Here is a 25636-nt window from a genome sequence, read left to right as displayed (position 1 = left end):
CCTATTTAAACCGCATGCTTTCGATTTGCATGCGATACTGATTGTAGTCGGCGAAAGATTGCAATCGTGCAGGGGAGAATGCCTCAACCTTAGAGGTTTTCTGAAACTTATACAGTGCCGCTTTTCCTTCTGCTGATTGATGGGCATTAACCAAACTGGTTTCAATGGTTTGCTTCACTTGCGATGGCAAATCTCTTCGCATCAAAATGACACTGCGAGGGATGAACTCGGTACGATAAATGATCGCCATATCCGGCTTTATGTGTGGTGGCATATCACCAGAGTCGTCCCAGTTGGTATTAGCGAAAGCGCCCGCGTCAGCTTGACCATGTGCAACCCAGGTTGAGAGGGAAATCTCATCTGCGCGGCGAAGTACATCACCAGCAACGATGATATTGATGCTGTCCGGATTGGTAATTCGACTTGGAGCAGATTGAGAAGTCATCGCCAATTGTTGGCTGATAAGGGTTTGTACTGGCATGTAAAAGCCGGAAGTGGAACTTCTGTCTTCGAGTACTAATGTCTTACCAACGAGATCTTCAAGGGTATGAATATCACTATCCTTGCGTGCAAAGAACACGGTTTGGTAATCCGCTTGTCCTTTTTTCCAGCGGTGCAGACGAATGTCCGCGTTGTGCTCTTGCTGAAGTTTTAGAGCAGCAAACAAGGTTTCCGAGACCATATCTACCTCACCTGTGTCCAGCCATTGCCCTAATTCGACGATGGAGTTGGTCACCTTCACGCGTCCCTCTGTATAACCATAAGGGGCGAGTTGTTGACCCAGGTATTTTGCTATAGGTGAAGTAAAACCGATGTGTTTGCGTGCTTTATTACTTAATACACCTATGGTGAAGGTCTGATTTTGCAAAGCTTGGATGGGCTTCTCATCCACTGTATATGTCGATGCAGTACTGACAACACTATAGCTCATGGTAGTAAGCACTATGGCGACAAGTCCGAGCATTCTAAGCACTGAGCTTTTTAGGTACAGTGTATGGGCTAACACCGGACTAAAGAGAGAACTTACACACATTACAACAAGCCTTATAAATAACAATACAGATATACTAGGTGATAGCTCTCGACATTCGAATAAAATAGGATAGCCGGCAACATTTGAGGCACTACTTATGGAATGACTCTCACGATGTCGAGTCAGAGCCAATTAAACGAATGAATTTTGGTAACGGAACTATTTGTTATGGTTCGGAATGTTAACACAATCATTTACCCTGTGAATGCTTGTGTCGCCAAAAATAATTGGCTGACTTAGCTTAGGATTTGATACTCAGCCCAATTATTCATTAAACTTGAGCCCGTACGAGCCGATACAGTGTCTGTATCGGTATATGGCGCGCGCAGGGTAAGGTAGCAGTGAAAAGAATTTTATTAGGACTTGGCATAGTTGCTGTGCTTCTGGCCGCTGGTGGCGGGGTGGCTTATTATTTTGGCTATTTTGATGAGTCTGAACCACCTCAAACCAGCACAGATCGCAGAGCGCAGGTTCCTCAAACCCTTGTCGAGCCTTCTAAAATCGAAGAGCCAACTCCGGAACCCAAACCACTCCCTAAACAATATTACGTTTCTCGATCCGTTGAGACCGTGTACTTGCAGCCAGAGAGCACGTCGACACCAGATGGTGTTGCTTATTATGGTGAGCAGTTAAATGTAATGGAGAGACGTGGTGATTGGATTCGAATCGCGCCAATTTATCAGCTGGAAGAAGGCGCAGATGAAGTGTCACAGTGGGTCAATAGTGCTCATTTGTCTGTAGAACCGGTAAAATTATCGGGCAGTGATTGGCTCGATATATTGCAGGAATACATTGAGAACAGTGATAACTATATGAGCTTTCAAGAAGCCTTCCTTGATGCCAGTACCCAACTTATCAATAGCAAACAATGTCGCCTAGCGGACTTTGAAGAAGTCGGCGGTTGGATCAAGTCAATCAATCACAAAGACAGCGTTTACTTTACCTACTGCGGTGGTATTGAAGCCGAGCATAAAATCTATTTGAATGTTGCTAGCGGGGAAATCTTTTAGTCCCAGTTAACCGATTACCAAGGAGATTGATCGCGTTCTTTTTCTGCCGTTCGAGCCATTTCTTGTACGCATTGCTTTAATCGTTTAATTGAAGTGAGATCGCCATGCTCAATGTGTTCGATGGGGCGTAGCATTAAATGCTTTGGAATTATTGCGCACGTTTATGAAGTTATTAATAAAATGAGAACTTTCAAATGCGGTGCGCAGCAGGCCATCTATTTCGACAATAAGATGCACACGCTCAAAGGTCGATGGCCCTACCGGTACAGTCGCTGGCGTCACTTTGAGGCGAGCGTGCTGCTCTTGCGAAAGATCAAGAATGGCCTCGGTTTGATGGTTGGATGCGCCCCAGCCATCGAGCACACTTAGCGCGTATTTGACGAGTGTAAGTCTTTCATTCTGTGACAGTTCCATTGCCTTTTCCTTTTCACCACTACCGTTTTGAATATAGTTGCTGACCGGTATTACCTCAAGATGACAGACATGAAATGCTTTTAAACGCTTTGTCGTAATGGTTTAGCTTTTTTTATTTGTCTTCTAACTAGGTTAGGCACATAATGCGAGCCTGTTAGTGTTGAGGTTTTGTCTTTGAGTCAGTTCAGTGTGTCATTTTTGCTCGCTTTTGTTGTCGCGTTCTTCGCGCCAATCGGGTTTGCTGCATCTGATACTTTTGAAGGTGACCGCGTTGTCAATACAAGCATAGCTGCATGGGCGCATTCCTCAAGCGCCTATGATGCGTCTCATGAGTCAGTAGGCACACCGCGTGAGTTATCGAACAGACTTTCTTCGAAACTAAACCAGCGCCCAACCCATCCACGCAAACCTAATCGACCAACGTCTAACTCATTTGGTGAGCATGACGCGCAAGGTATTTTGTCTTCGTGGCGATGGTTCAACAGCGGTCATGAGTCACGTGAACAAGAAGCGCCAGACTACACTCAAATCGCGGACTTAGGTGCTTCTTGCTACATTGAACAGTTTGTTTGCTCAGCAGATTCTAGACTGCTCACTCCTTTCTATTTTCGCCATGCAGCTTCTCAGCACCGTTTGAGTGGTTGGAAAGATGGCAACACCTTGTACGTCTATTTAAGCTCGCTCTACGCTTAGTTTTCCCCCAGATGTTTCTTTAGTCACTAGTCTTGTGCTCCGTTTCGCACGGGCGCTCTAGTGCATTCCATTTTTATATATTCAGCCATTGGGCTGAGGGAAAACTATGCGTACAAAAAAACAACCCAGAGCAGTGTTGAATCATTATTCCACTTGGAAGTACCTCGTATTGGTCGTCACCTGCATCATTTTAGCTCTTAGCGCGATGCCGTCTTGGTTTGGCGAGAAACCCGCGATTGAGATTAAGTTAAGCGAGCAGAACACGTATTTAGATACGCCGTTTAAAATCAATTCACTGTTGACAGGGCAAGGCGTTGAAACGACGTCGATCACTGTCGAGAATCATGTTGCTCAGCTGGTATTTGATAACGAAGCTGAGCAAACGGATGCTCGCAACGTGCTGGGCAAATGGTGGGTAAAGAAGACACCATGTCTTACTCTTACAGATCAGTTGCGCCGCAATGGCTTCAATCTATGGCTTTACGCCGATTAAACTAGGTCTCGATTTACGTGGTGGCGTTCAGTTCCTACTCAACGTGGACGTTAACCAGGCAGTCTCAGAGCAGCGAGATGCTGTGATTGATGAAATTAAACAGCAGCTTAGAGATGAGCGTGTATTTGGCGTGTCAGTAAGACAGAGTCGCATACGGCGATTCGCATTACGGCCAAAGACAAGCAAGGCGAAATCGCGGTTCGTAAGTTTGTCAACGCAACTTACCCTGAGTGGCAAGCCAAGGGGGAGGGCAATGCGTTGTCGATTGCGATGAAAGCACAGCCTTACACTGAGTTTGAAACGCTCACCATGCAGCAAAACCTTAAGATCATGCGCCAGCGTATTGAAGAACTGGGTATCACAGAAGCGATGGTTCAGCGCCAAGGCAGCACAGGTATCCGTATCGAGCTTCCGGGTGTCCAAGACCCTTCTCTCGCAAAGCGCGTGATTGGTGCAACCGCTAGCCTCGCATTTCATGAAGTCAGTACGTCATCCAATCCAGTGTCGACATTGCGTATTAAAGACGAACACGGTCAGTTTGTTACGCTGGTGAAAAAGCCGGTATTGACGGGTGAACACATCGTGAATGCGCGTGTGGGCTTCGACCAAATGAAACGCCCAGAAGTCGATATCTCGCTTGATCACGCAGGTGGCAAGAAGATGAGCGACTTCTCGTCTACACATATTGGCAAACCGATGGCAACTGTGTATCGGGAGTATGGTGTGAATGCCCGTGGTGAGACGGAGCGCAGTGAGAAAGTCATTAGTGTGGCAACGATTCAATCTCAGCTTGGTAGTCAGTTCCGTATTACGGGTTCAGGTAATCTAGAGGAAGCTCAACAACTTGCACTTCTTCTGCGAGCGGGCTCCCTTACAGCACCGGTCACGATTGTAGAAGAACGTACTATTGGTGCATCACTAGGTGCAGAAAACATTCAGAATGGATTTGCGGCGTTGGCACTAGGTATGGGGCTGACCTTGACCTTTATGGCGCTCTGGTATCGTCGTTTGGGCTGGGTTGCGAATGTGGCACTGATTCTAAATATGTCTTGTCTACTTGGCTTGATTGCCTTAGTACCAGGAGCAGTGTTAACACTTCCGGGTATCGCTGGTTTAGTACTTACCGTGGGTATGGCGGTGGATACCAACGTACTTATCTTTGAGCGTATTCGAGACAAACTGGCAGAAGGTCGCAGTTTTGCTCAAGCGATTGATCAGGCTTTAACTCCGCTGTGGCGACAATCTTGGATGCCAATATCACGACCATGATCACGGCGGTGATCTTATACGCCATTGGTAATGGCCCGATTCAAGGCTTTGCTTTAACGCTTGGACTGGGTCTACTCACTAGTATGTTTACGGGGATTTTTGCCTCCCGCGCTATCATCAATCTTGTTTGGGGTCGCGACACTCGTCGTGAGGTAAGGGTTTAAACATGAAACAGTTTTTTAAATCGCACATTCGCAACGTTCGTTATTTCACCAATATACTATCGATTGCTTTAGTGGTGTTGTCTGTCGCTGCGGTGGGAATCCGTGGATTGAACCTTGGCCTAGATTTCACTGGAGGTGTGGTATCAGAAGTTCAGTTGGGCAGTGCTACGACTCAAAGTGAGCTGCGAGACACTTTGACGCCCGTGTTGGGCGAGGGGATTTCTGTCACTAAATCGGGCGAAGAAGGTCGTTGGACAATTCGTTACGCTGCTGATCAAGACGCAGCGAAACACTCAGCGTTCAAAGAAGCGCTAGCGCATGCGTATCCGCAATCGAAAGTGGTGAGCGACAGCATAGTAGGTGCTCAGGTTGGTCAAGAGTTATATGACCAAGGTGGCCTAGCTCTGTTGGTTTGCTTGCTGTGTATCCTTGGATACTTGAGCTTCCGATTTGAGTGGCGTTTAGCAAGTGGTGCGCTTGCTGCGCTGTTGCACGATGTGATTTTAGTCTTAGGTTTCTTCGCGTTAACCCAAATGGAGTTTAACCTAACAGTATTCGCTGCGGTCTTAGCGGTGTTGGGTTACTCGTTGAACGACTCAATTATTATCGCTGACCGAATTCGTGAAATCCTCAAGCTGAAGCCGAATCAGCAAACGGCAGATGTCAGCGATCAAGCTGTCATCGCGACATTCGCGCGTACCATGGTGACTTCTGGTACCACGCTCATCACTGTTGGAGCGCTGTGGCTGCTGGGTGGTGACGCGCTACAAGGGTTTGCCACGGCGATGTTTATCGGAATTTTCTCTGGTACATGGTCGTCGATTTCGATGGGTACGGTTATCCCAGAATGGCTGCATCTTGAAGCGAAGCACTATCAACCGGTTGAAATTGATACGGCACCTTAATCAACGATTGACTTAAAGTTAGGGCACCTCGTGGTGCCCTTTTTTGATTTAGCCTGCTTTAACTGTCAGAGAGGTACTTACTCTCATCTACCGTATCAATTTGGCTTTGCTCTAAAAACTGGTTGGCGTAATCCATATACACTTTGCTGCGGACAAACAAGCGAAAGACTTCGATGTCCACATGGTTATCTAGCGCCATATTGTGCAGAATATCGAGTGATTGACTAATGGTTTTGGCTTTTTTGTATGGTCTATCAGAGGCAGTAAGTGCTTCAAAAATGTCAGCAACCGCCAGAATTCGTTCGGGAATGGATAGCTCGTCTCCAGTTAGTTGCCGTGGATAACCTGTCCCTTTCATTGTTTCATGGTGAGTGGTGGCAATGCGCTCGACGTTTTGTAAGTCTTCTGGAAATGGAATGCTACTCAGCATTTGGATACCAGTGATCATATGTTCGTTGATTTTAAAGCGCTCTTCAGCTGTTAGTGTACCGCGTGATATGGTGAGGTTGTGCAGCTCGCCTAGGTTATACAAATGCTCAGGGACATCCACTTTGATGCCAAGCTCGGGTGGATAAGAAATCTCGCTGTGATGATGGATAACATGCTCGGCTTTATCGCTGAGCAGCGACTCAGTGACAGGGAGCGAAGCACTCTGTTTGGGCATGCGTTTCTCTTCTACCGGCGATAGACCGAGTCGGTTATCGAAATACCGTTGCCACGGCTGTTTAGCTATCTCGAGGAGTCGCTCTTTGTCTTGGTCATCTAAAAACTCCCCACCGATATTGACGTTAGCAACAAACGCAAACTGCTCGCGAAGCGTTTGTTGGCGGGTTTGGAGCGCTTCGATAATGTGTTGTTTGTTCTCTGGCGTGTCAATTTCAGACTTCAGCGCCTCTATTTCCGCATCTCGCCATAACACTTCAAAGCGAGTTCTGATTTCGTTGATGCGATTGTAATTGGTTTCAAGCTTAGTCCCCTTATCTACAACGTATTCTGGCGTGGTTATTTTTCCACAATCATGCAGCCAAGCGGCTATCCTAAACTCACGGCGCTCCGCGTCATTTTTAAAATGGAAATTCTCAAACACGGGATCCTTTGCCTTTTCAGCCGCGTCAACCAACATGAGTGCAAGCTCTGGGACACGTAGACAGTGCCCGCCTGTATATGGGGATTTGCTATCAATGGTTTTCGCAATAAGTTGGATAATTGATTCTATGAACTCTTCTTGTGATTGCTGATATTGATTTAGGGATTGAGACATCTCGAAGATGGCGGTAGAAAGCTCATCGACTTCACGAACTGGGCTGCTGTGCTTTTCGACTCGATTATATTGACGGCGTTTGACTTTATCAGTCTCTTTAACCAGTCGATATATTGGGTTGGAGAGTGGTGCACTGAAGTACCACACTATCGGCACCATGATCACCAGTGCCGCCAAAGTCCACGCAACATTGTACATGACGTACTTATACACTTGCCCAAGCACTTTTTCCTCGGGTAACGCAACGATTAGGTATTCTGCTGGGACGGTATTGACTTGGTCTACGAAGACATAGCTTGGTTGGTCATCGATATCAATGGCCGTGATTTTTCCAAAGCTACGAGAGTCGGAGATTCGTGATAGCAGAGTTTCATTGTTTACGTGGCCGAAAGTTTGCTGTGGGGATCTGAGCCAGCGTTGATTGAGCTGCTCGATAGCACCAGTGGTTTCTAAATACTGAAGTGCTTGGTTGATAATTTCAACATAAGGACGTAGCTCATCTCTGGTGACATAGGTAAACCCTTTGGGCAGAACCTCGACGTGCTCAATAGCCTGCAGCCTGAGTGTGTCTTTATTGGTACGCTTGAGCTTATTAGTGAGCACAGCTCGGTTGTCGAGCACACCACTAATTCGTCGCTCATGAACATCTTTCAGCGCGTCGCTATATGACGCATATCGATATACCGTAATCTCTGGATAGGACTCGATGAGCTTCTCTATGACAGACCATCCATCAATCATACCGATGGTTTTACCCGACAAATCGGCGAGAGAACGGAAAGTCGCACTTTCAGTGTGACAGGCAAGTGCATAATCAAGCTCGAAGAGTATGTTGCCTTCTATGTGGGAATCGGTTGTCGAGTTGCCAGTAGCAATAGGTTGAAGAATATCTATATTTTTGCTTTGAAAATCTTCTACGAGTTCGCTCCAAAGCAGTCCGTTGACAAACTGAAACTGGAGCCCAGTCGTGTCGGATATCAGCCTAAATAAATCGGGCGAATAACCATAGGGTTGTCCGCCTATAGCAAAGTCGATAGGCTCCCAGTTGAGTTGGTTGGAAACCGTCAAAGTCGGAGCGTCAATGACAGTTGTAATTTGATCATCGCTCAGTGGCATGGGCTCCACATAAGGAAGGTTACTCTGCTTTGAATCAAAATGACTGCTACTAATAATACGACCATCGAATGTGCTTACATAGACTTCTGCACCCTTGAGCAGCTCAACGTTGCCGAGGGACTGCTCAAAGTGACTACCAAGTTGGGCTAAGGAAATATCAACGCCAACAACAGCATTTCTCTCCGGTAGGCGCTTCGAGAAGGTTTGCCCGGTGATCCTAATATTGTGGAATAAGTAAGGGTGCGATTTACTCACGGAGTCGGGCGTAGCACGAGTGTACCAACCCCGTTTTGTCGGGTAGTAGTTGCTAAGAGTCACCACCTCTCGGCTTAGCTCTAGGGTATCAAAATAATATCGAGTGCTTTTTGTGCGCGCATTGCCATTGGTTTGATGCTCAACAACCATCCAAGTTTCGCCTTCCATTAGGTCGAGATGCTCAGTGATATAGTCGGCTTCAAGGTTAAACAACTGGACAAAGTGGTCATCGTCGAAACCAACATAGATACTGTGTAAAAAGTCATTGCCGACGAAAGCGGCACCAAATATCTCGATTAACTCAGTAGTGGATTTTTTCCCCGGTGTGGTTGAGAGCAAGTATGCTAATTGGTTGGTTGTTTGCTCACCGACATCGTCAAATTGCTCTAATCTATCCGATACGATAGAGGAAACGAGTCCTAGTTTGCTGAGCGCAGTGTCGACTTCTCGCTGTTTGGTTAAGGAATAAATCAAAGAGGCAGAAAGTATCGCTGTAGCTGAAATAACAACGATGAAGAGCAATGCGACTGCATGACGAATTGAGAGCTTTTTAAACCCACTAGACTGTTTAGACATGGACAAGCGAAACCTAGTTGAGGTCATGGTTCTCCCTGTACGGTATGGCGGGAGCCTGACTCTATTTATCTAATTTTATTGATGTATTTAAATATAGTAGACATTTAGGTTTGCGAATAAAAAAAGCCTCGCGAACGCGAGGCTTAATAATAGTTGGATCGTGTTTATATCTCTTTGTCTTTGCCAAGAGAGAGCAGCCAAAGTGATACCGCTGCAACCCCAACAAATCCAGACAAGATGATGACCGGCATTGCCGCATAGCCAAGCACGTGCCAAATAACCGATTCTAATGTGCTCATTCAGTGCTCCTTTATTGCCAGCCTTCAACGCCTTCCATATCAGGCAGACGGTGCGCGATACCTTTGTGGCAATCTACACATGTCTTTTCACCTGACGCAAGCGCTGTCGAGTGTTGTTGAACGCTTCGTTGACCCTGCTCGGAGAAGTCCATAAAGTCGAATTCGTGACAGTTTCGGCATTCTAACGAGTCATTCGCTTTTAGTCGTGCCCATTCGCGCTCTGCTAGGTGTCCACGACGAGCTTGGAATTTCTCTTCTGTACCTATGGTGTCAAGTACATAGTGAGCGAATAGCTCTTTCGATGCTTGAACCTTACGAATGATTTTATCTGTCCAGTTATGTGGAACGTGACAGTCAGAACAGATAGCACGAACACCTGAACGGTTTGACCAGTGAATGGTTTCCTGGATTTCCGCTACGATAGGAGCATGACAGCCCGAGCAAAACTCCTCGGTGTTGGTCATTTCCATACCCGTGTTAAACGCACCCCAAAACAAAAGTCCGCCAGAGAAGCCTAGGAACAGAACAACGCCTGCCGCGACTTTACTAGGTGACTTAAGACGTTTCCAAAACGCTTTCAAAAATTTCATAGATAGCCTCTCTCTACTTCAAATGGCTATTCAGTACGCAATGAATCAACGCGCTCAAAGTCGTTGCCAACCAAAGGCTCGGCGTCAACTTGAGGTACGTGGCACTGAAGACAGAAGTAGCGACGAGGAGACATATCAGCCAACACAGCATCTTCACGGTTCATGTAGTGAGTCACACTGATTTTGGTTGCACCTGCTTCTTTCGCATTTTTCCAGCTATGACATGCCAAGCACTTGTTCGCGTTAAGCGATACTTCATAGTTGCGGATCTGGTGAGGGATCAGTGGAGGCTGATACACATATGAACTCTCTACCAGTTGGTCTTTAGGTGTGTGTTTGAAGTCATCCGCAGGGCGTGTGTCTTCAAGGTTTGTACTACCACGGAGTGAATCTAGACCACCAGTTCCACCCGGGTTATTCAGTTCTGCTTGTGCTACGCCGGCGATAAGTGCACCAACAGAGAGAATAGCAACAATCAATTTTTTCATTTTGTTTCTCCGCCTTCAGGCAAGTTCTTCGAGAGGCTACTCCAAATGTTCGTCAGAGTAGCCACGTTTCAATTTCGCTCTTTTAAGCCACTTTCGTGATCTTAACTGGGCACTTCTTGAAGTCTGTCTGTTTGGACAGAGGGTCGGTCGCATCAAGAATCAGTTTGTTGATTAGGATACGAGCGTCGAAGAATGGTACGAATACCAGGCCTTGAGGCGGACGGTTACGGCCGCGTGTTTCCACACGTACGCGCACTTCACCACGCTTGTTTGCAATGAGTACTTCTTCACCGCGACGAACACCGCGAGCTTTAGCGTCCTCTGGGTGCATGTAACATACGGCATCCGGAACGGCTTTATACAGCTCAGGAACACGGCGAGTCATAGTACCTGTGTGCCAATGCTCTAGAACACGGCCAGTACATAGCCACAAGTCAAACTCTTCGTTTGGCACTTCTGGTGGCGCTTCGTACGGTGCGGAAATGATCCAAGCTTTACCGTCTGGCTTACCGTAGAAGTCCCAGCCAGATCCTGCTTTCGCATAGGGATCTGAGCCTTCTTTGTAGCGCCAAAGCGTTTCTTTACCATCAACAACTGGCCAACGTAGACCACGGACTTGGTGGTAAACATCGTATGGTGCTAAGTCGTGACCATGGCCGCGACCAAAGGCTGCATACTCTTCGAACAAGCCTTTTTGAACGTAGTAACCGAAGTGGTGCGCGTCATCGTTCAGTTCACGTGCTTCTTCGATAGGGTATTTGTCGACTTGACCGTTTTTGAACAGCATGTCGTACATGGTTTTGCCACGGTACTCTGGTGCTTTCGCTAGCAGCTCTTCTGGCCAAACGTCTTCCATCTTGAAGCGTTTAGAGAACTCCATAACTTGCCACAAGTCAGACTTCGCTTCGCCCACAGTTTCCACTTGTTGGTACCAAGCTTGAGTGCGGCGTTCTGCGTTACCGTAAGCCCCTTCTTTCTCAATCCACATAGCCGTTGGAAGAACAAGGTCAGCCGCTTGTGCTGTTGCTGTTGGGTATGGATCTGAAACAACGATAAAGTTCTCTGGGTTGCGGTAACCAGGCAGACGTTCTTCGTTGATGTTTGGACCGGCTTGCATGTTGTTATTACATTGAACCCAATAGCAGTTTAGAACGCCGTCTTTCAACATACGGTCTTGAAGTACTGCGTGGAAACCAGGTTTCGGTGGAATCGTACCTTCTGGCAGCTTCCATTCTTTCTCAGCAATCGCACGGTGTTTAGGGTTTGCAACCACCATGTCTGCAGGTAGACGGTGAGCAAAAGTACCTACCTCACGAGCAGTACCACATGCTGATGGCTGACCTGTCAATGAGAATGGGCTGTTACCCGGAGTTGCAATCTTACCGGTGAGTAGGTGGATGTTGTAAACCAAGCCGTTCATCCATACGCCACGAGTATGTTGGTTCATACCCATAGTCCAAAGTGACATCACTTTAGTGTTTGGATCCGCGTATTGTTTTGCTAGTTCAATCAATTTTTCGGGCTCAACGCCTGAGATCTCTGATGCTTTTTCAACTGTGTAAGGCGCAACAGACTTTTTGTACTCTTCGAATGAGATATCGCTCATGTTGCCAGAGTTAGGGTTGGCTGCGGCTTTTTGTAGTGGATCATCATCGCGCAAGCCGTAACCGATGTCGGTATCAGCTTGCTTAAAGTTGGTGTGCTTGTTTACGAAATCCCAGTTAACCGCATCGTTTTGAATAATGTAGTTAGCAATGAAGTTTGCGATCGCAAGGTCAGACTGAGGATTGAAGATGTAACCGTGATCAGCAAGTTCAAATGAACGGTGGTAGTACGTAGACAGTACGTTAACGCGAACATGAGGATGGCTTAGACGGCGGTCAGTGATACGAGTCCATAGCACAGGGTGCATCTCTGCCATGTTTGAACCCCAAAGCACGAATGCATCCGCGTTCTCGAAGTCATCGTAACAACCCATTGGTTCATCAATACCAAAGGCGCGCATGAAACCTACTACCGCAGATGCCATACAGTGACGAGCGTTCGGGTCGATGTTGTTTGAACGGAACCCTGCTTTCATCATTTTTGCAGCAGCGTAACCTTCCATAACGGTCCATTGACCAGAACCAAACATACCAACGCTTGTTGGACCTTTGGCTTTAAGAGACGCTTTCCATTTCTCAGCCATGATGTCGAATGCTTCGTCCCAAGAAATAGGTGTGAACTCACCGTTTTTGTCGAACTTGCCATCTTTCATGCGCAGAAGAGGCTGAGTAAGACGGTCATTACCGTACATCACCTTAGACAGGAAGTAACCTTTGATACAGTTCAAACCCTTGTTAACTGGCGCTTCAGGGTCACCTTGGGTCGCAACAACTTTACCGTTTTGCGTCCCTACCAGTACAGAACAGCCTGTACCACAGAAACGACAAGGTGCTTTATCCCAGGTAATTTTGGTTTGGTCGGAGCTAGCGATCAGGTTGGTCGCTGATGCAGGAAGGGTAATACCCGCTACAGCCGCCGCTGATGCCGCTGCGTTCGCCTTAACGAACGCACGTCTTGTCATTTTCATACTTCACCCTCTAATTGGGAATGGTTACTTCCAGTGTTGTCTTCATCGTCATCTAGCCCGGACTCGATTTGGTGAAAAACCAAAGCACAGGTGAGGACATTAGGTAAGTTGTTGATAGCGTCAATAGTGTCAGTGACGAAACCCTGATTCTCGGTTTCAAGGACGACAACAATCTTGCCTTCCTCACTGTCTCCATAGATCTCTGCGTTATCGAACTTTTCGATTTCGCTCTTCACTTCTTCAAGGTGTTCTGCCTTGCAGTTCACTACCAAACTTGAGATATGTACTTCGTTTAGTGACATTAAACGGTGTTCTCTTTGTTATTTTTCATTCTGCTTTTAAACATTGCTCACTGAGATAGCAGAGGTAGGGCACGGAGACACACAGGCTCCACATCCATTGCAATCTGCTAACTCCAATTGAGGTAACGCGACACCACCGGCACGCAACTTAAACGTAATCGCCATTGTTTCGCAGCTATCACCACAGCTTCTGCACTCAACGTTGTTATGCGCTAAGCAAGTGTCATTAATGGCGGCTTTAGCGTTCCATGGTTGTGTCTCGATACTATTAAATATAGGCTCTGGGCAGATTTCTGCACACTTGTAGCAAAAGGTACATTCATCAACCGTGAAGTCGATTGCAGGATAGCCGCCGTCACCTTTATAGATAATTCCTGTCTCACAAACTTCTTCGCATTTTCCACAGCGGCTGCATAAGTCTGTAAACTGCTCAAGATTGTTGACCCAAGGGAGTCTGATTTGGGTAGGATCGATGGTTTTGCGTCTAAACAAACGTCGTTTTGCAATATCTACCATTCATGGCACCAATGAAATGAGTAATAACAAGAGTGTAGCAAACCCTATCTGTTAACAATCTTTAATTAATAGTCATATGAATTGTAGTTTTAGACACATTTGTATAAATACCTCCTAGGAGGTAATTGAGTGCTAAGCTTGTTTTGGATCAATAAATTACTGACAATAGATAGTTAGTGTTGCCTTCAACTAAAGCCTATTGGATACGAAGATGTTTGCGGGCATTTGATAGTTTGATGAGATGAATGGATTATGAAAAAACCGACAAAATCCGTCACTGGTACTATCGCGAAGGCGATGATTTTGATTTTGCTGCTCTCGTTAATCACAACCAATTTCGCGATTTTGACTTTAGCATCGAGTTTGAATGATGCAGAAGCGGTCAATGTGTCGGGATCTATGCGAATGCAAAGCTATCGATTGGCGCACGATATTCAAATGGATTCACCTGAGTATCAAACCCATGTTGACCAGTTTGAACGCTCCCTTTACTCACCGTCTATGAAAGCGCTCCAATCTTGGGATGTGCCAGAAGAAATTACTCAAGATTACTATCAAGTTATTATACGTTGGCATGAACTGAAGAAAATTTTGATGAGCGAAGACCGCCAGCAATACTTGCACCTCGTGGCAGACTTTGTGGATGGTATTGATCACTTCGTATTGCAGCTTCAAGAACACTCGGAAAACAAGCTGATTCGTTTAGCGTGGGCGGGTGGTATAGGGTTGGGCGGGATCCTCATCGTTGCTATCTATGTCGTGTTGTTTGTACGCAAGCAGATTGTCAGGCCGTTAGGTCAGTTAATTTCAGCCAGTGAGCAGATTCAAAATCGCTACTTTGATGTTAAGTCGATCTGCGATCTGACAATGAGCTTGGCATTTTAGGACGCGCTTTTAAAAACATGGCCGATGACCTGGGTAAACTTTACCGAGGGCTAGAGGATGCCGTGAATGAGAAAACACATAAGTTGCAGCATGCTCATCAGTCATTGGAAGTGCTTTATCAATCGTCTCAAGAGCTAACCGCCACCAGGATATCTCATGAAAACTTCAGAGCCATCCTCAGTTACATTTATAGTATTGAGGGCATAACGGCGGTTGAGCTTCAAGTTTCTGAGGTCGAGGGCACACCATGGATAGCCAGTGAAGGGCAATTCAATGGCAATTCAGAACGAGTTAAAGCACTGAAACTCGATGGTGAAATCTTAGGGCAATTGCGATATCAAATTGGCTTGCCGTGCCCTGATGAGCAGTTGGTGGACAACTTTGTGCAAATTTTAGCGCGGGCGGTTTACTACAATAAATCACAGCGCCAGACCGAACAGCTTATATTGATGGAAGAGCGAGCGACAATAGCGCGTGAGCTTCACGATTCTTTGGCTCAGTCGCTGTCTTACTTAAAGATACAGGTTACACTGCTCAATCGCTCTATTAGCAAAGAGTTTGGCAGTCTTGAGGGCAGCCGCTCTGCTGTTGTGCTTAATGATATACGTGAAGGGCTAGATAATGCTTATATTCAGCTTAGAGAGTTACTTACCACGTTTAGATTGTCGATTAAAGAAGGCACGTTTGGGGAAGCGTTAACGGAAATGCTGAATCAACTTGATAGCCAAACCTCGGCCGAAATAGCGTTAGACAATCAAATGTCATCATTAGAGCTAGGTGCCAATGAGCAAGTGCACATACTGCAGTTGATTCGAGAAGCTGTGCTAAACGCGATTAAACATGCACAAGCCTCAAAAATTCAGGTCTCCTGCTTAGAAGAAGACAATGCAGTGGTAACCGTTAAAATATCCGATGACGGCGTAGGGTTCGAACAAGCGATGGAGAAATTGGATCACTACGGAATGAGTATAATGCAAGAACGTGCAGCGCGCTTGAACGCTGATTTTTCGGTACACTCTGCGAGAGAGCAGGGATGTGAAGTGCGATTCACGTTTCAACGAACATATGCAGCATAGAATGTTTTCTGTACTGCTAAAACATAACAAAGCTAAGGAGCCACTCAGTGAGCGAATGTAAAGTCATGTTAGTCGATGACCATCCATTAATGAGGCGCGGAATTGGTCAGTTGCTCAGCTTTGAAGATGACTTTGAAGTCGTCGCTGAAGCCAGTAATGGCTCAGATGCTGTCGCCTTGGCCAAAGAAATAGAACCGGATTTGGTGCTTCTCGACCTCAATATGAAAGGCATGTCGGGTTTAGATACGCTAAAAGCGCTTCGTGAAGATGACTTCCAGGGCTTTATTGTCATCCTAACAGTCTCCGACATTCCTGCTGATATCGATTCGTTAGTGAAGGCTGGTGCCGATGGGTACTTACTAAAAGACACGGGACCAGATGAGATAGTCGAACTACTTCGTGGTTTAAGTGATGGCAGCAAGGCGTTTAGCGGTGCGATCAAAACGTATTTGAGTGAGCGTGCGAATGTCAGTGATGTGTTTACCACGCTAACAGAGAGAGAGATGCAAATTCTTAAAGAGGTAGCGAAAGGGTTTAGGAATAAACAAATCGCTGACCGCTTGTTCATCTCTGAATCGACAGTCAAAGTACACATGAAAAGCCTGTTGAGAAAGCTGCAAGTGCCGTCGAGAACGGCAGCAACCATTTTATATCTAGAACGTTATGGTGAAGCTAAATAGCGCTGCTGAGCTCTAGTAAGTGATAAACCAAAATCCCGACCTCGAGTCGGGATTTTTTGTACGTATCGATATCTATCTGACTATTCTGTCGCATTACTGGTCAGTCACATCACTGGGATTCACGGACAAAAAAGCCCCCACCGTTAGGTGAGGGCTTGATAGATTTGAGTGTTTTGTTACAGCTTCTTAGAAAGCACACCCGTCAATGCGATGATACCGATACCCATCAGCATGATAGGGCCCTTGCCGCTGTCGAAGCCGCTAGAGATACCAGCGAATGCTACGATAGCTACTGCTACAGGGATAACAAACTTAACTAGGTTGTACCACAGACCGAATAGTGGGAATTTAACTTCACCATCGTTAGTGATTTCTTTCTCTAGTTCTTCGCGGCTTAGTCTCCAGCCAGCGAAGATACATACCAACATACCGCCAACCGCTAGGAAGATCTTATCAGTCAGTAGGTCGAAGATATCGAAGGCACCAGTGTCAAACAGAGTTGGCCCATACCACCTAGAGATAGAGAAGCGAAGATACATAGCACGGCCATTACTGCTGCTGCAGAAAGCACGGCTGTAGAGCGCTTCAGACCTTTCTCATCGATTAGGTAAGACACAACAACCTCTAGTAGAGAAACTGAAGATGTCAGTGCTGCAACCGTTAGACCCACGAAGAACAGTAGCGCGAAGATAAGACCAACGCCGCCCATTTCAGCAAAGAGCTGAGGAACAACGACGAATACGAGACCAGGACCTGCTGCAGGCTCCATACCCAGAGCAAACATTGCTGGGAACATCGCGATACCCGCCAGGATAGCAACACCCGTGTCCATTGCCGTAACCATGCCTGTCGTTTGAACGAGGTTCTCTTTCTTCTTCAGGTAGCTACCGTATGTGATCATACAACCCATACCAAGACTTAGAGAGAAGAATGCTTGGCCAAGTGCTGCAAGCACAACGCCGCTGTCTACTTTCGAGAAGTCTGGGCTGAATAGGAACTCAACACCTGCCATCGCGCCAGGTAGTGAAAGACCTTTCACAGATACAATGATTAGGATAAGGAATAGGATCGGCATCAGGATCTTACCTGCTTTTTCGATACCACCTGAGATACCACGGCTAACGATGATGATGTTCATTAGCAAGTAGATACCCATCCAAAGAAGTGGTTGCACAGGGTCTGTGATGAAACCACCAAAGCTATCACCGATTGCTTCAGGTGTGCTCAACAGGCCTGTGGCGACTTTCTGAACATAAGCCAGCGCCCAGCCACCTACTACAGGGTAGAAACCCATGATAAGTAGACCACTAAGTACGCCAATTACCCCAACAAATGTCCAGCGACCGTCTGTCGATTTAAAAGCACCAACTGCACTGCGGCCAGTCTTACGACCAACAGCAAATTCAGTCAGCATTACGCTAAAACCAATGAAAATAACAAATGCAAGATAGATAACGATGAATGCACCACCGCCATTTTCACCTGCTGTGTATGGGAATTTCCAAATATTACCAAGACCTACAGCAGAACCTGCTGCGGCCATTACGAAGCCAAGCTTCGAACCCCAATTGTCGCGGGGTGCTGCGTTTGTGTTGCTCGTTGCCACGATAACTCCAATTAATCTGTTGTGTTTGTCCGTAACTTTGGCGCCGAAACGTTGTGTGTATTTTTTTATATACACCTTCTAAAAGTTGTAGAGGCGCGCTAACAGTGACAAGTAAACCAGTTTATGGTTGCAGTTGGAACCCTTAAAAGTGTTTTTTTCTGACTTTTGTAGGAAAAATGTTGTCAACTGCTGATTATTTAAACGTTGAGTGGATGTTTTTCTATAAAACCCTAGACAAGCAGTGCCAATTTCTGATTTTTGCTAGTCACTTCATTGCATATTATAGACAAAGATTCTGAAGATATTTGGATTTTTAGCATGACTACATTCGAAGCTATAGAGTTGCGAGGTGAATATAATTTGCGAGTGCTTGACTAACATTTCATCGATTACACGCAGAAAATGTATGTTTACTCGCGGGTTTTGAGAAGAACTGGTAGAAATTTAATGTAATTTTGAAGTCAATTTCTATGTTTAAATTAATTCCTATTTGAACTGTAAATTATTTATTCCACGCAAATAATGAAAAGTTTCAATTTATAGTAACAAGGTAGTTAATAATTCTAGTTATTTCCAGAAAGTGCCGAGAATTAATCTGCTGGGTAAAATAGAGAGAAGGGAAAGGAAATCGTTTAAGTACAAGTCATGTGACCGTGCAGCAAAACAGAAACGCCTCTATTCAGAAGACCAAATAGAGGCGCCTATAGGTTAAACTTTAAAGCGGCTTAGAATAGCTTCTTGCTGGTGGACATTCTCGAACTGATCAGTCATCGCAGCATTCGCGCCATTGGCGGCCTCGGAAACTTGTTCGCTAAGGTCTTTAATCTTAACTGTATTCGCGTTGATCTCTTCCGCTACTAGGCTTTGCTCTTCAGCCGCCGCAGCGATCTGCATGTTCATGTCAGAAATTTGTGCGATAGATTGGCGGATACGCTCTAACGCATCGTTTGCTGACTGCGCGCGGTCTACAGCGAGCGTGGCACTGTCTTTACTTTGTGCCATTGCTGCCGATACCGAATGTGCGCCAGATTGAAGCTGCTCGATCATGCTACGAATTTCGGTCGTCGACTCCTGTGTGCGCTGTGCTAGCGTTCTAACTTCATCGGCTACCACAGCAAAACCACGTCCAGATTCACCCGCTCGTGCTGCTTCAATCGCAGCGTTTAGCGCTAGCAGGTTGGTTTGATCGGCAATGTCGTTGATGACTTTAAGAATCGTTTCAATGTTGTCAGTGGCTGTTTCTAAGCCTGAACTTCAATGACCGCTTCCTCAATACTATTTGATAGGTTAGTAATGGCGCTTGTGGTATCCAGCACAACTTCTGAACCTTCTTGAGTTGCACTGTCCGCTGCTTGCGCAGCGCTTGCTGCACCTTGTGCGTTGTTAGCAACCTCTGATGATGTACTTGCCATCTCATTCATTGCGGTAGCAAGTTGCTCTAACTCTTGAAGCTGGGTATTCATCGCTATGGCTGAGTGCTTCGCACCTTCAGTCGTTTGCTGCGTCAACGCCAAAATCTTAGTAGAGATTTGTTTGGATTGAATAATCTGCTGCTGAAGATTCCCAGTAAAGGTATTAAAGCCTTTAGCGAGCTCCGCAAACTCTTCATCTGTATTGGTATCAAGACGATGAGTCAGATCACCATTACCATTGGCCACATCTTGAATGGCCGCATTAAGGTCATTGAGTGGACGCATGAGGAAGCGAATCAGTACGGTTAGCGCGATAACGCTGACGATCAGACCAATGACCGTGAATAGAATCGATTGGTTACGCATGTTACTGATGGCCGAAAACGCAATACTTTTATCAATGATTGCACCGACGAACCAGTTCTCTTCAGGTACTTGCACTAGGTTGACTTGGTAATCTTGGCCATTGATTGAAAGCTGCTGAGCGCCAGATTGTAGTTGAATACCTGGCACGAACTTAGTCACTGGTTGGCCGTTGAAGCTGCTATCAGGGTGCGCAATGGTCATGCCTTTGTCGGTCACGACAAACAAATAACCTGCACCAAACAGGTCGGTTTGATTCACGAGATCAGCCAAGGTCGTTAAAGTCACATCAAAGACAACGCTGCCTACAAAGCGACCGGAGTCGTCGTTGAGTGCAGAGCCGAGTGAGATGATGACGTTTTTCGTTGATGAATCCACATATGGGTCGGTAATAATTGTGCCATTGGTTTGCTTTGCTTCTTGATACCAAGGACGTGTACGCGAATCATAGCTACTATCCGGTACCCATCCGTCGTTACTAATTAGAGAACCATCAGCTTCATAACCAACACCAACGGCTTGAAAACTACTTTTCAGTGTCGGAGTGGTGATGACGTTGGTGATGAATTCGCGATTTTCAGGATTGATTTCTAGAGATTCAGTCACAGAACTGGCGATATCACGCTTGGCATTTAAGTCATAGGTAATGGTGTTTTTAATGCCCGTTGTCAGCTCATGGATGCTGCTATCAATGTGATCTTGAAGCTCGCTACGTACAGTAACCAACTGAGTGATACCCAAGGTTGAGACGGTAACGAGCAGTAATGCCGCGGAAGCGGACACGATTTTGTGGCTAAATTTCATACTACGTCCTAGATTCGCTAAAACTATTGATCTATTGGTTGGCTGACATTGAGTGTATACAAGGTGCTATGAAATGGATTTATTATTAAGAACACTGTTTTGTATAACTAGATATTGTATCGGTACCAGTGAGGGATTCTTTAGCATTTTGAGCAACTAATTTTACTGGTCAGATTTCTCTTGAAGCATTTATCAATAAGGGCTGCGCTTATTCTAAGTAGTCTAATGATAACTGTAGGAAATCTCTCAATAAATTCATTGCCTCTGACCGATCCCGTTGGTTATAGTCAGACGTAAGGAACACAAAAAGGAATGAAAATGAAAACAATTGGCCTGCTGGGTGGAATGAGCTGGGAGTCGACAGCAAACTATTACAAAGCCATCAATGAAGGTGTAAAGGCAGCGAAAGGTGGGTTCCATTCTGCCAAGATTGCGCTTTATAGTGTCGACTTTGCTGAAATAGAGACAATGCAGCGAAGTGGCGATTGGCAGGCTGCGGCTGAGCATTTGAGTCAGGCTGCTATCTCTGTTCAGGCGGCAGGTGCTGACGCGTTGCTGATTTGTACCAATACCATGCACAAAGTAGCACCAGAGATTGAGCAGAAACTGTCTATTCCGCTTATCCATATAGCGGATGCTACTGCAAAAAATCTATTGAGAGATGGCGTAACCAAAGTCGGCTTGCTTGGCACCGCCTTTACTATGGAGCAGGACTTTTATAAAGGTCGACTAGAACAGCAGTTTGGCATTGAGGTTCTAGTGCCAAATGATGAGCAACGCAAACGTGTTCACGATGTGATTTATCAAGAGCTTGTCAAAGGTGAAGTACGCGACTCTTCTAAGCAAGCATATCTGCAAATAGTGGGCGACCTTGCGGCAAACGGTGCTCAGGCGATCATTCTGGGTTGCACTGAGATCGCTATGCTAATTAAGCAAGCGGACACTTCAATTCCGTTGTACGACACGACCCAAATTCACAGCGATGCCGCAGTTAACTTCGCCATTAAAGGTTGATATATTTTATAAAATGCATCCCATTGCTCAGTCTTTATATAAGTTATGGCTCAGTGAGCGAACATAGTGAGATCTAAGTCGAGAATCTCAAAAATACGGAAGGCATGTCACAAAATAAGAAGCTATAAATAAGATTCTTATTAAGTGGTTGCGAGTATGTAACATGTTGATTATGACCCAGTTTAAGGTGGTTTGGCTATTGGCCTTTATACTGGTACTGATCTGTCGCGTGTCTTTCGCTTCTGGTGAAGAGTTACCGCAAAGTCTCAACGTCTATGATGTCGCTTCTGAAGTGAGCGAACCGTTTTCATCGAATCGTTTGGTTGTCACTAACTCAAAAGCATGGAAGCCGTACTCCTTTATTGATGAGTCAGGTCAACCTGCGGGCATTTTGGTCGATTTCTGGAAAGCTTATGGCGAGGCCAATGGCGTTGACATCGAATTCCAATTGGTGGATTGGCAAGAATCTATTGATCGGGTAAAACATAATCAAGCGGATATTCATGCTGGCCTGCTTTGGTCTGAATCGAGAGCGAAGTACCTGGCGTATGGGCGCACTTTGTTTGCGATAGACACTCAGCTGTATTTTCATCAGTCCTTGCAAACATTTGATGCGAATGCGTTTTTACAGGGGGGCATAGGCACAGTGTTGGTGTCGTCACAGGCGGCTATGAAGCGACTACATGCAAACTCACTTCCCAAATGTCGCACTGACTTTTTTTGCCAATAATGCGCTCATGATTGAAGCGGCGCTTGGCAATCAAATCCGATCATTCGTCGCCGATCAGCAAGTTGCCAATTATTATCTCACCACATCTCGCGCTAGTGGACAGTTCATAGGCGTGAAGCACCTCTATTCAGGAGAGCTTTATTACGCGACGGCTCGTTCGCGCGCTCAAGCTCTGGGCAGTGTGATTGCTGATTTTAACAATGTTACCGCTCAGGAGCGTAACCGAATATTAAGTCGTTGGATGCACATTACGACTGTCTACCCTGACTATTTACCTAATTTAGTGATCGGCGGCGTTGGTGCATTGGTCTTCCTCTACTTAGTGGTGTTCAAACGCGCAGTGAAGCTGCGCACAGCTGAACTGGCGAGAACCAATCAAAAGCTTAAACACTTATCAGAAACAGATGCGCTAACGGGACTCTGGAATCGTCGTTACTTCCTAGAGAGGCTCAAACTCTACGGACAAGCAAACTGGAATTTAACCGTGATGATTGTCGATATCGACAACTTCAAGGCCATCAATGATACCTACGGGCATATCAAGGGTGATTTGGTGATTAAGAGTGTGGCGGAAAAAATCAGTGGCTTGACGACCTCAACTCAAACCATAGCGAGAATTGGTGGGGAGGAGTTTGCAGTGGCTTTTGTTGACACGGCGACAGGTGCTTCCGAGCAGCTTGCAGAAAATATTTGCCGCGCTGCGAGAGAGATAGTACTTGAGGAAATAGAGTATCAAATGGTGACGGTAAGTGTTGGCTGTGTCATCTATCAAAACGCGTGTGACTTTGAGACGCTGTATGAAGCCGACAAACTCATGTATGCTGCTAAAAACCAAGGCAAAAACCAAGCCGTCATTGAATATCTGCCTTCGAGTGTTCAGATCATCCAGTCGGCGAAATAATCACCTTTGGCCACCGTAGGGGGCACCGCAGCTCACTATGTTGGGGTAGGGTGTTCGACACAGTACGTGAGCCGATGAATAACAAAACCAATTTAAATTTACTCTACACATTGCAAGTGCTGCTCGCGGAGCGTCATGTCAGTCGAGCTGCACTACGATTGAACCTAACACAGTCGGCGGTCAGCCGTCAGTTAAGTCAACTTCGCGAGATCTACCAAGATCCACTCCTTGTGCGCGATGGTAGCCACTACGTTCTCACTCCACGCGCTATAAAGCTTAGCAATGAGATTGAACCTCTTCTCGATAATATTCAGCGTGTGCTTGGAACTGACGAGTTCGATCCCAAGCACTACCAACAAACACTGACGTTTTCATCGTCCGATTATGTGGCTCAGTACATTTTCCCAGAATTGGTAGCACGCATTGGAGATAGTGCGCCATCAATGGACTTTTCCTATCGACTTTGGGAGCCTAATTTACTTCAGCGCCTTGGAGATTCAGAGGTTCAGCTAGCTTCTACTATGCTACCTGAAGCGCCAAGTGGCTTGAGTTCCCGGAAAATTGGTGAAGACATACCTGTGATTGTAACTCGCCAGCATCATCCATTGACAAGTCGCAAGACATTGAGCTTTTCCGATTTGGAAGCCTATCCTCACATTCGCATTTCTGCAGGGGGTGATAAAGACAGCTTTCTTGATTCAGCGATGAAAGAGAAAGGACTGGAGCGGAGAATTTTAGTATCGACTCCATTTTTTAGTTCAGCTTTTGCGATGCTCTCGCAAAGTGATGGACTGCTTACGTTGCCAGAGCATATTGCTGTAAACCTCGCTAAGCAACTTGGGCTTCGCATCTTCGAACTGCCGTTCACTCCGCTTAAACATCTTTACTGGTTAATTTGGCACCCGAAGTATGACCAAGATCCTGCACACACTTGGTTACGTGAACAAGTACTAGCGCATATGCGCACCTCGATGTACTCGGTTCGAGAGTCACCTCTATGATCTAAAATCATGGTGGCAATGATAAATCGTGATTTCAATTCATTAATGCTGAATGGTAGATTGATGCTCAACGGAGGAAACAATCTATGAGCTTCACTATTTGGTTATCACTTTTGGCTATTTGTCTGTTAGGGGCCATGTCACCGGGTCCGAGTTTAGCGATTGTCGCAAAACACAGTCTAGCTGGCGGCAGGCAACATGGTCTTGCTACAGCATGGGCACACGCGTTTGGAATCGGCGTTTATGCGCTTGTTACCGTTCTTGGTCTCTCGGTATTGCTGCATCAGTTTCCTATGGTGTTCAAAGGGATCTCATTGCTAGGCGCACTGTATCTGGCTTGGTTGGGTTACAACGCACTTCGCTCTAAAGGTGGCATTGTTGAGCGTTTAGAGTCGGGTAAGCAAGTCTCGGTAATGACAGCGGCGAAAGAAGGGCTGTTTATTTCTCTGTTGAGTCCTAAAATCGCTTTATTCTTTACCGCATTGTTCAGCCAATTTGTTGCCGTTGGTAGTGAGGTATCTGATAAAGCGATCATCGTCTTCACTCCATTGGTTGTTGATGGTTTGTGGTACACGTTAATTACTTTCATGCTGTCATCCCCTCGTTTACTGAACAAGCTTAAATCTAAGGCGAAGTTGATTGATCAATTGTCAGGATTGGTGCTTATTCTATTAGCGGTTCGCGTTGTGACGACATTGTAATTGCTCAATTAAACTTGTGAACCACCGTTTACCTTCATAGACTTAGGTAGCCTTACTACTCTTTGGAGAACGATGTGAAACAAGTCATTGTCCTTTTTTCAATGGCAGCTTTATTGCAAGGCTGCAATGAATACACCAGCGAACCGCGTCCAGAGGTCTTTACGCTCGACAATATCGATAGACTGGTGGTTGAAGATATTCTTGTCCCAGAAAAGTTGGATCCCAGAGACAAAGAGTACAGATATAAGTCTGGTGCGACAGATTTGAACAATGACGGTCGCAACGAGCTGTTTGTTCTGATGCAAGACCCGTATTTTTGTGGTTCTGGTGGGTGTACTGCATATTTATTTGATGATAAAGGTGGACTCCTGCATCGTTTGACAGTAACTGCGCAGCCCATATTACTCTCAAATAGCTTCAACAATGGTTGGAGAGATTTTTACGTCTGGAGTGGGGGGCGTTAAGAGCACTCGTTCACGATGGCAATAGTTATCCCAGTAACCCCTC

At 46.0% G+C, this 25636-nt stretch carries 21 protein-coding genes and 4 pseudogenes; 14 read left to right on the top strand and 11 right to left on the bottom strand.

The features are described 5' to 3' along the window. Position 1: 1 nt before the first annotated feature. Positions 2 to 931, bottom strand: a complete 930-nt coding sequence (locus TZ48_RS11330) for a phosphate/phosphite/phosphonate ABC transporter substrate-binding protein (RefSeq protein ID WP_162674555.1) — start codon at positions 929 to 931, stop codon at positions 2 to 4. Between the two features lie 443 nt (positions 932 to 1374). Here TZ48_RS11330 and TZ48_RS11325 point away from each other — a divergent pair, with 443 nt between their 5' ends. Continuing rightward, positions 1375 to 2043, top strand: coding sequence for a flagellar basal body-associated FliL family protein (locus tag TZ48_RS11325; RefSeq protein WP_162674554.1), 669 nt, complete (start codon positions 1375 to 1377; stop codon positions 2041 to 2043). A gap of 108 nt (positions 2044 to 2151) precedes the next feature. Here the strand turns inward: TZ48_RS11325 and TZ48_RS11320 are convergent, their stop codons facing one another. Continuing rightward, a complete protein-coding gene (locus TZ48_RS11320; RefSeq protein WP_112479224.1) occupies positions 2152 to 2457 on the bottom strand; it encodes a hypothetical protein in 306 nt (101 codons plus the stop codon). 174 nt (positions 2458 to 2631) lie between these two features. On the opposite strand from TZ48_RS11320, the gene TZ48_RS11315 reads away from it, so the two are divergent. From TZ48_RS11315 to secF, 5 genes and pseudogenes are all read left to right on the top strand, one after another. Then, positions 2632 to 3150, top strand: a complete 519-nt coding sequence (locus tag TZ48_RS11315; RefSeq protein ID WP_162674553.1) for a hypothetical protein — start codon at positions 2632 to 2634, stop codon at positions 3148 to 3150. A gap of 106 nt (positions 3151 to 3256) precedes the next feature. Continuing rightward, entirely contained in the window at positions 3257 to 3643 is a 387-nt protein-coding gene (locus TZ48_RS26340; protein WP_420822935.1) for a hypothetical protein, read from the top strand. Further along, positions 3612 to 3917, top strand: coding sequence for a hypothetical protein (locus tag TZ48_RS26335; protein WP_420822934.1), 306 nt, complete (start codon positions 3612 to 3614; stop codon positions 3915 to 3917). Before TZ48_RS26340 ends, TZ48_RS26335 begins: the two co-directional genes overlap by 32 nt. 11 nt (positions 3918 to 3928) lie before the next feature. Beyond that, positions 3929 to 5076 (top strand): annotated as a pseudogene (gene secD / locus TZ48_RS26330) (protein translocase subunit SecD); the annotation flags it as partial. 2 nt (positions 5077 to 5078) lie between these two features. Continuing rightward, complete coding sequence (secF, locus tag TZ48_RS11305) at positions 5079 to 5981, top strand: protein translocase subunit SecF (RefSeq protein ID WP_112479222.1); 903 nt, start codon at positions 5079 to 5081, stop codon at positions 5979 to 5981. Between the two features lie 58 nt (positions 5982 to 6039). Here the strand turns inward: secF and TZ48_RS11300 are convergent, their stop codons facing one another. From TZ48_RS11300 to napF, 7 genes are all read right to left on the bottom strand, one after another. Continuing rightward, entirely contained in the window at positions 6040 to 9189 is a 3150-nt protein-coding gene (locus TZ48_RS11300) for an HD domain-containing phosphohydrolase (protein WP_162674552.1), read from the bottom strand. A gap of 164 nt (positions 9190 to 9353) precedes the next feature. Then, the gene (locus TZ48_RS11295; protein ID WP_112462508.1) at positions 9354 to 9488 is read right to left on the bottom strand and encodes a TIGR02808 family protein; all 135 of its coding nucleotides are present in this window, start codon (positions 9486 to 9488) and stop codon (positions 9354 to 9356) included. Positions 9489 to 9499: 11 nt separating this feature from the next. Next, entirely contained in the window at positions 9500 to 10078 is a 579-nt protein-coding gene (locus tag TZ48_RS11290) for a NapC/NirT family cytochrome c (protein WP_112479220.1), read from the bottom strand. 26 nt (positions 10079 to 10104) lie between these two features. Then, on the bottom strand, positions 10105 to 10566 hold the full coding sequence (locus TZ48_RS11285) for a nitrate reductase cytochrome c-type subunit (protein ID WP_112479219.1): 462 nt from the start codon (positions 10564 to 10566) through the stop codon (positions 10105 to 10107). 82 nt (positions 10567 to 10648) lie between these two features. After that, a complete protein-coding gene (napA, locus tag TZ48_RS11280) occupies positions 10649 to 13138 on the bottom strand; it encodes a periplasmic nitrate reductase subunit alpha (protein WP_112479218.1) in 2490 nt (829 codons plus the stop codon). Then, positions 13135 to 13440, bottom strand: coding sequence for a chaperone NapD (locus TZ48_RS11275; RefSeq protein ID WP_112479217.1), 306 nt, complete (start codon positions 13438 to 13440; stop codon positions 13135 to 13137). The genes napA and TZ48_RS11275 overlap by 4 nt, the downstream gene beginning before the upstream one ends. A 36-nt stretch (positions 13441 to 13476) precedes the next feature. Continuing rightward, positions 13477 to 13956, bottom strand: coding sequence for a ferredoxin-type protein NapF (napF, locus tag TZ48_RS11270; RefSeq protein ID WP_112479216.1), 480 nt, complete (start codon positions 13954 to 13956; stop codon positions 13477 to 13479). Positions 13957 to 14205: 249 nt separating this feature from the next. On the opposite strand from napF, the pseudogene narQ reads away from it, so the two are divergent. Together narQ and TZ48_RS11260 are read left to right on the top strand one after the other, a co-directional pair. Continuing rightward, positions 14206 to 15917 (top strand): annotated as a pseudogene (gene narQ / locus TZ48_RS11265) (nitrate/nitrite two-component system sensor histidine kinase NarQ). A gap of 47 nt (positions 15918 to 15964) precedes the next feature. Next, complete coding sequence (locus TZ48_RS11260) at positions 15965 to 16597, top strand: response regulator (protein WP_112479215.1); 633 nt, start codon at positions 15965 to 15967, stop codon at positions 16595 to 16597. A 176-nt stretch (positions 16598 to 16773) separates the two neighbouring features. Here the strand turns inward: TZ48_RS11260 and TZ48_RS11255 are convergent. Beyond that, positions 16774 to 18203 (bottom strand): annotated as a pseudogene (locus TZ48_RS11255) (sodium-dependent transporter). 708 nt (positions 18204 to 18911) lie between these two features. Then, positions 18912 to 20782, bottom strand: a pseudogene (locus TZ48_RS11250) (methyl-accepting chemotaxis protein). A 318-nt stretch (positions 20783 to 21100) separates the two neighbouring features. Between TZ48_RS11250 and TZ48_RS11245 the strand changes: the two are divergent. The 6 genes from TZ48_RS11245 (at position 21101) to TZ48_RS11220 (ending at position 25593) form a co-directional block, all read left to right on the top strand. Further along, the gene (locus tag TZ48_RS11245) at positions 21101 to 21796 is read left to right on the top strand and encodes an aspartate/glutamate racemase family protein (RefSeq protein WP_112479214.1); all 696 of its coding nucleotides are present in this window, start codon (positions 21101 to 21103) and stop codon (positions 21794 to 21796) included. 163 nt (positions 21797 to 21959) lie between these two features. After that, complete coding sequence (locus TZ48_RS11240) at positions 21960 to 22526, top strand: transporter substrate-binding domain-containing protein (protein ID WP_112479213.1); 567 nt, start codon at positions 21960 to 21962, stop codon at positions 22524 to 22526. Continuing rightward, the gene (locus TZ48_RS11235) at positions 22480 to 23427 is read left to right on the top strand and encodes a GGDEF domain-containing protein (RefSeq protein ID WP_112479212.1); all 948 of its coding nucleotides are present in this window, start codon (positions 22480 to 22482) and stop codon (positions 23425 to 23427) included. Before TZ48_RS11240 ends, TZ48_RS11235 begins: the two co-directional genes overlap by 47 nt. Positions 23428 to 23501: 74 nt before the next feature. Beyond that, positions 23502 to 24428 (top strand): LysR family transcriptional regulator, encoded by a 927-nt coding sequence (locus TZ48_RS11230; RefSeq protein ID WP_112479352.1) that lies wholly within the window; start codon positions 23502 to 23504, stop codon positions 24426 to 24428. Positions 24429 to 24514: 86 nt separating this feature from the next. Next, entirely contained in the window at positions 24515 to 25129 is a 615-nt protein-coding gene (locus TZ48_RS11225; RefSeq protein ID WP_112479211.1) for a LysE family translocator, read from the top strand. A gap of 74 nt (positions 25130 to 25203) precedes the next feature. After that, positions 25204 to 25593, top strand: coding sequence for a hypothetical protein (locus TZ48_RS11220; protein WP_112479210.1), 390 nt, complete (start codon positions 25204 to 25206; stop codon positions 25591 to 25593). Positions 25594 to 25636 lie beyond the last annotated feature (43 nt).

Origin of the sequence: Vibrio variabilis, assembly GCF_003263785.1 — a bacterium.
Classification (GTDB): Bacteria; Pseudomonadota; Gammaproteobacteria; order Enterobacterales; family Vibrionaceae; genus Vibrio; species Vibrio variabilis.
Note: the sequence above shows the minus strand (reverse complement) of the source record. Positions and strands in the feature narration are given on the sequence as shown.

What these genes read in the sequence shown, in the direction of transcription:
- napF (WP_112479216.1), bottom strand. Translation starts at nt 13,956, where the DNA reads ATGGTAGATATTGCAAAACGACGTTTGTTTAGACGCAAAACCATCGAT.
- TZ48_RS11330 (WP_162674555.1), bottom strand. Translation starts at nt 931, where the DNA reads ATGAGCTATAGTGTTGTCAGTACTGCATCGACATATACAGTGGATGAG.
- napA (WP_112479218.1), bottom strand. Translation starts at nt 13,138, where the DNA reads ATGAAAATGACAAGACGTGCGTTCGTTAAGGCGAACGCAGCGGCATCA.
- TZ48_RS11235 (WP_112479212.1), top strand. Translation starts at nt 22,480, where the DNA reads ATGCAAACTCACTTCCCAAATGTCGCACTGACTTTTTTTGCCAATAAT.
- TZ48_RS11300 (WP_162674552.1), bottom strand. Translation starts at nt 9,189, where the DNA reads ATGTCTAAACAGTCTAGTGGGTTTAAAAAGCTCTCAATTCGTCATGCA.
- TZ48_RS11225 (WP_112479211.1), top strand. Translation starts at nt 24,515, where the DNA reads ATGAGCTTCACTATTTGGTTATCACTTTTGGCTATTTGTCTGTTAGGG.
- TZ48_RS26335 (WP_420822934.1), top strand. Translation starts at nt 3,612, where the DNA reads ATGGCTTCAATCTATGGCTTTACGCCGATTAAACTAGGTCTCGATTTA.
- TZ48_RS11240 (WP_112479213.1), top strand. Translation starts at nt 21,960, where the DNA reads ATGTTGATTATGACCCAGTTTAAGGTGGTTTGGCTATTGGCCTTTATA.
- TZ48_RS11285 (WP_112479219.1), bottom strand. Translation starts at nt 10,566, where the DNA reads ATGAAAAAATTGATTGTTGCTATTCTCTCTGTTGGTGCACTTATCGCC.
- TZ48_RS11245 (WP_112479214.1), top strand. Translation starts at nt 21,101, where the DNA reads ATGAAAACAATTGGCCTGCTGGGTGGAATGAGCTGGGAGTCGACAGCA.
- TZ48_RS11230 (WP_112479352.1), top strand. Translation starts at nt 23,502, where the DNA reads ATGAATAACAAAACCAATTTAAATTTACTCTACACATTGCAAGTGCTG.
- TZ48_RS11295 (WP_112462508.1), bottom strand. Translation starts at nt 9,488, where the DNA reads ATGAGCACATTAGAATCGGTTATTTGGCACGTGCTTGGCTATGCGGCA.
- TZ48_RS11320 (WP_112479224.1), bottom strand. Translation starts at nt 2,457, where the DNA reads ATGGAACTGTCACAGAATGAAAGACTTACACTCGTCAAATACGCGCTA.
- TZ48_RS11290 (WP_112479220.1), bottom strand. Translation starts at nt 10,078, where the DNA reads ATGAAATTTTTGAAAGCGTTTTGGAAACGTCTTAAGTCACCTAGTAAA.
- secF (WP_112479222.1), top strand. Translation starts at nt 5,079, where the DNA reads ATGAAACAGTTTTTTAAATCGCACATTCGCAACGTTCGTTATTTCACC.
- TZ48_RS11275 (WP_112479217.1), bottom strand. Translation starts at nt 13,440, where the DNA reads ATGTCACTAAACGAAGTACATATCTCAAGTTTGGTAGTGAACTGCAAG.
- TZ48_RS26340 (WP_420822935.1), top strand. Translation starts at nt 3,257, where the DNA reads ATGCGTACAAAAAAACAACCCAGAGCAGTGTTGAATCATTATTCCACT.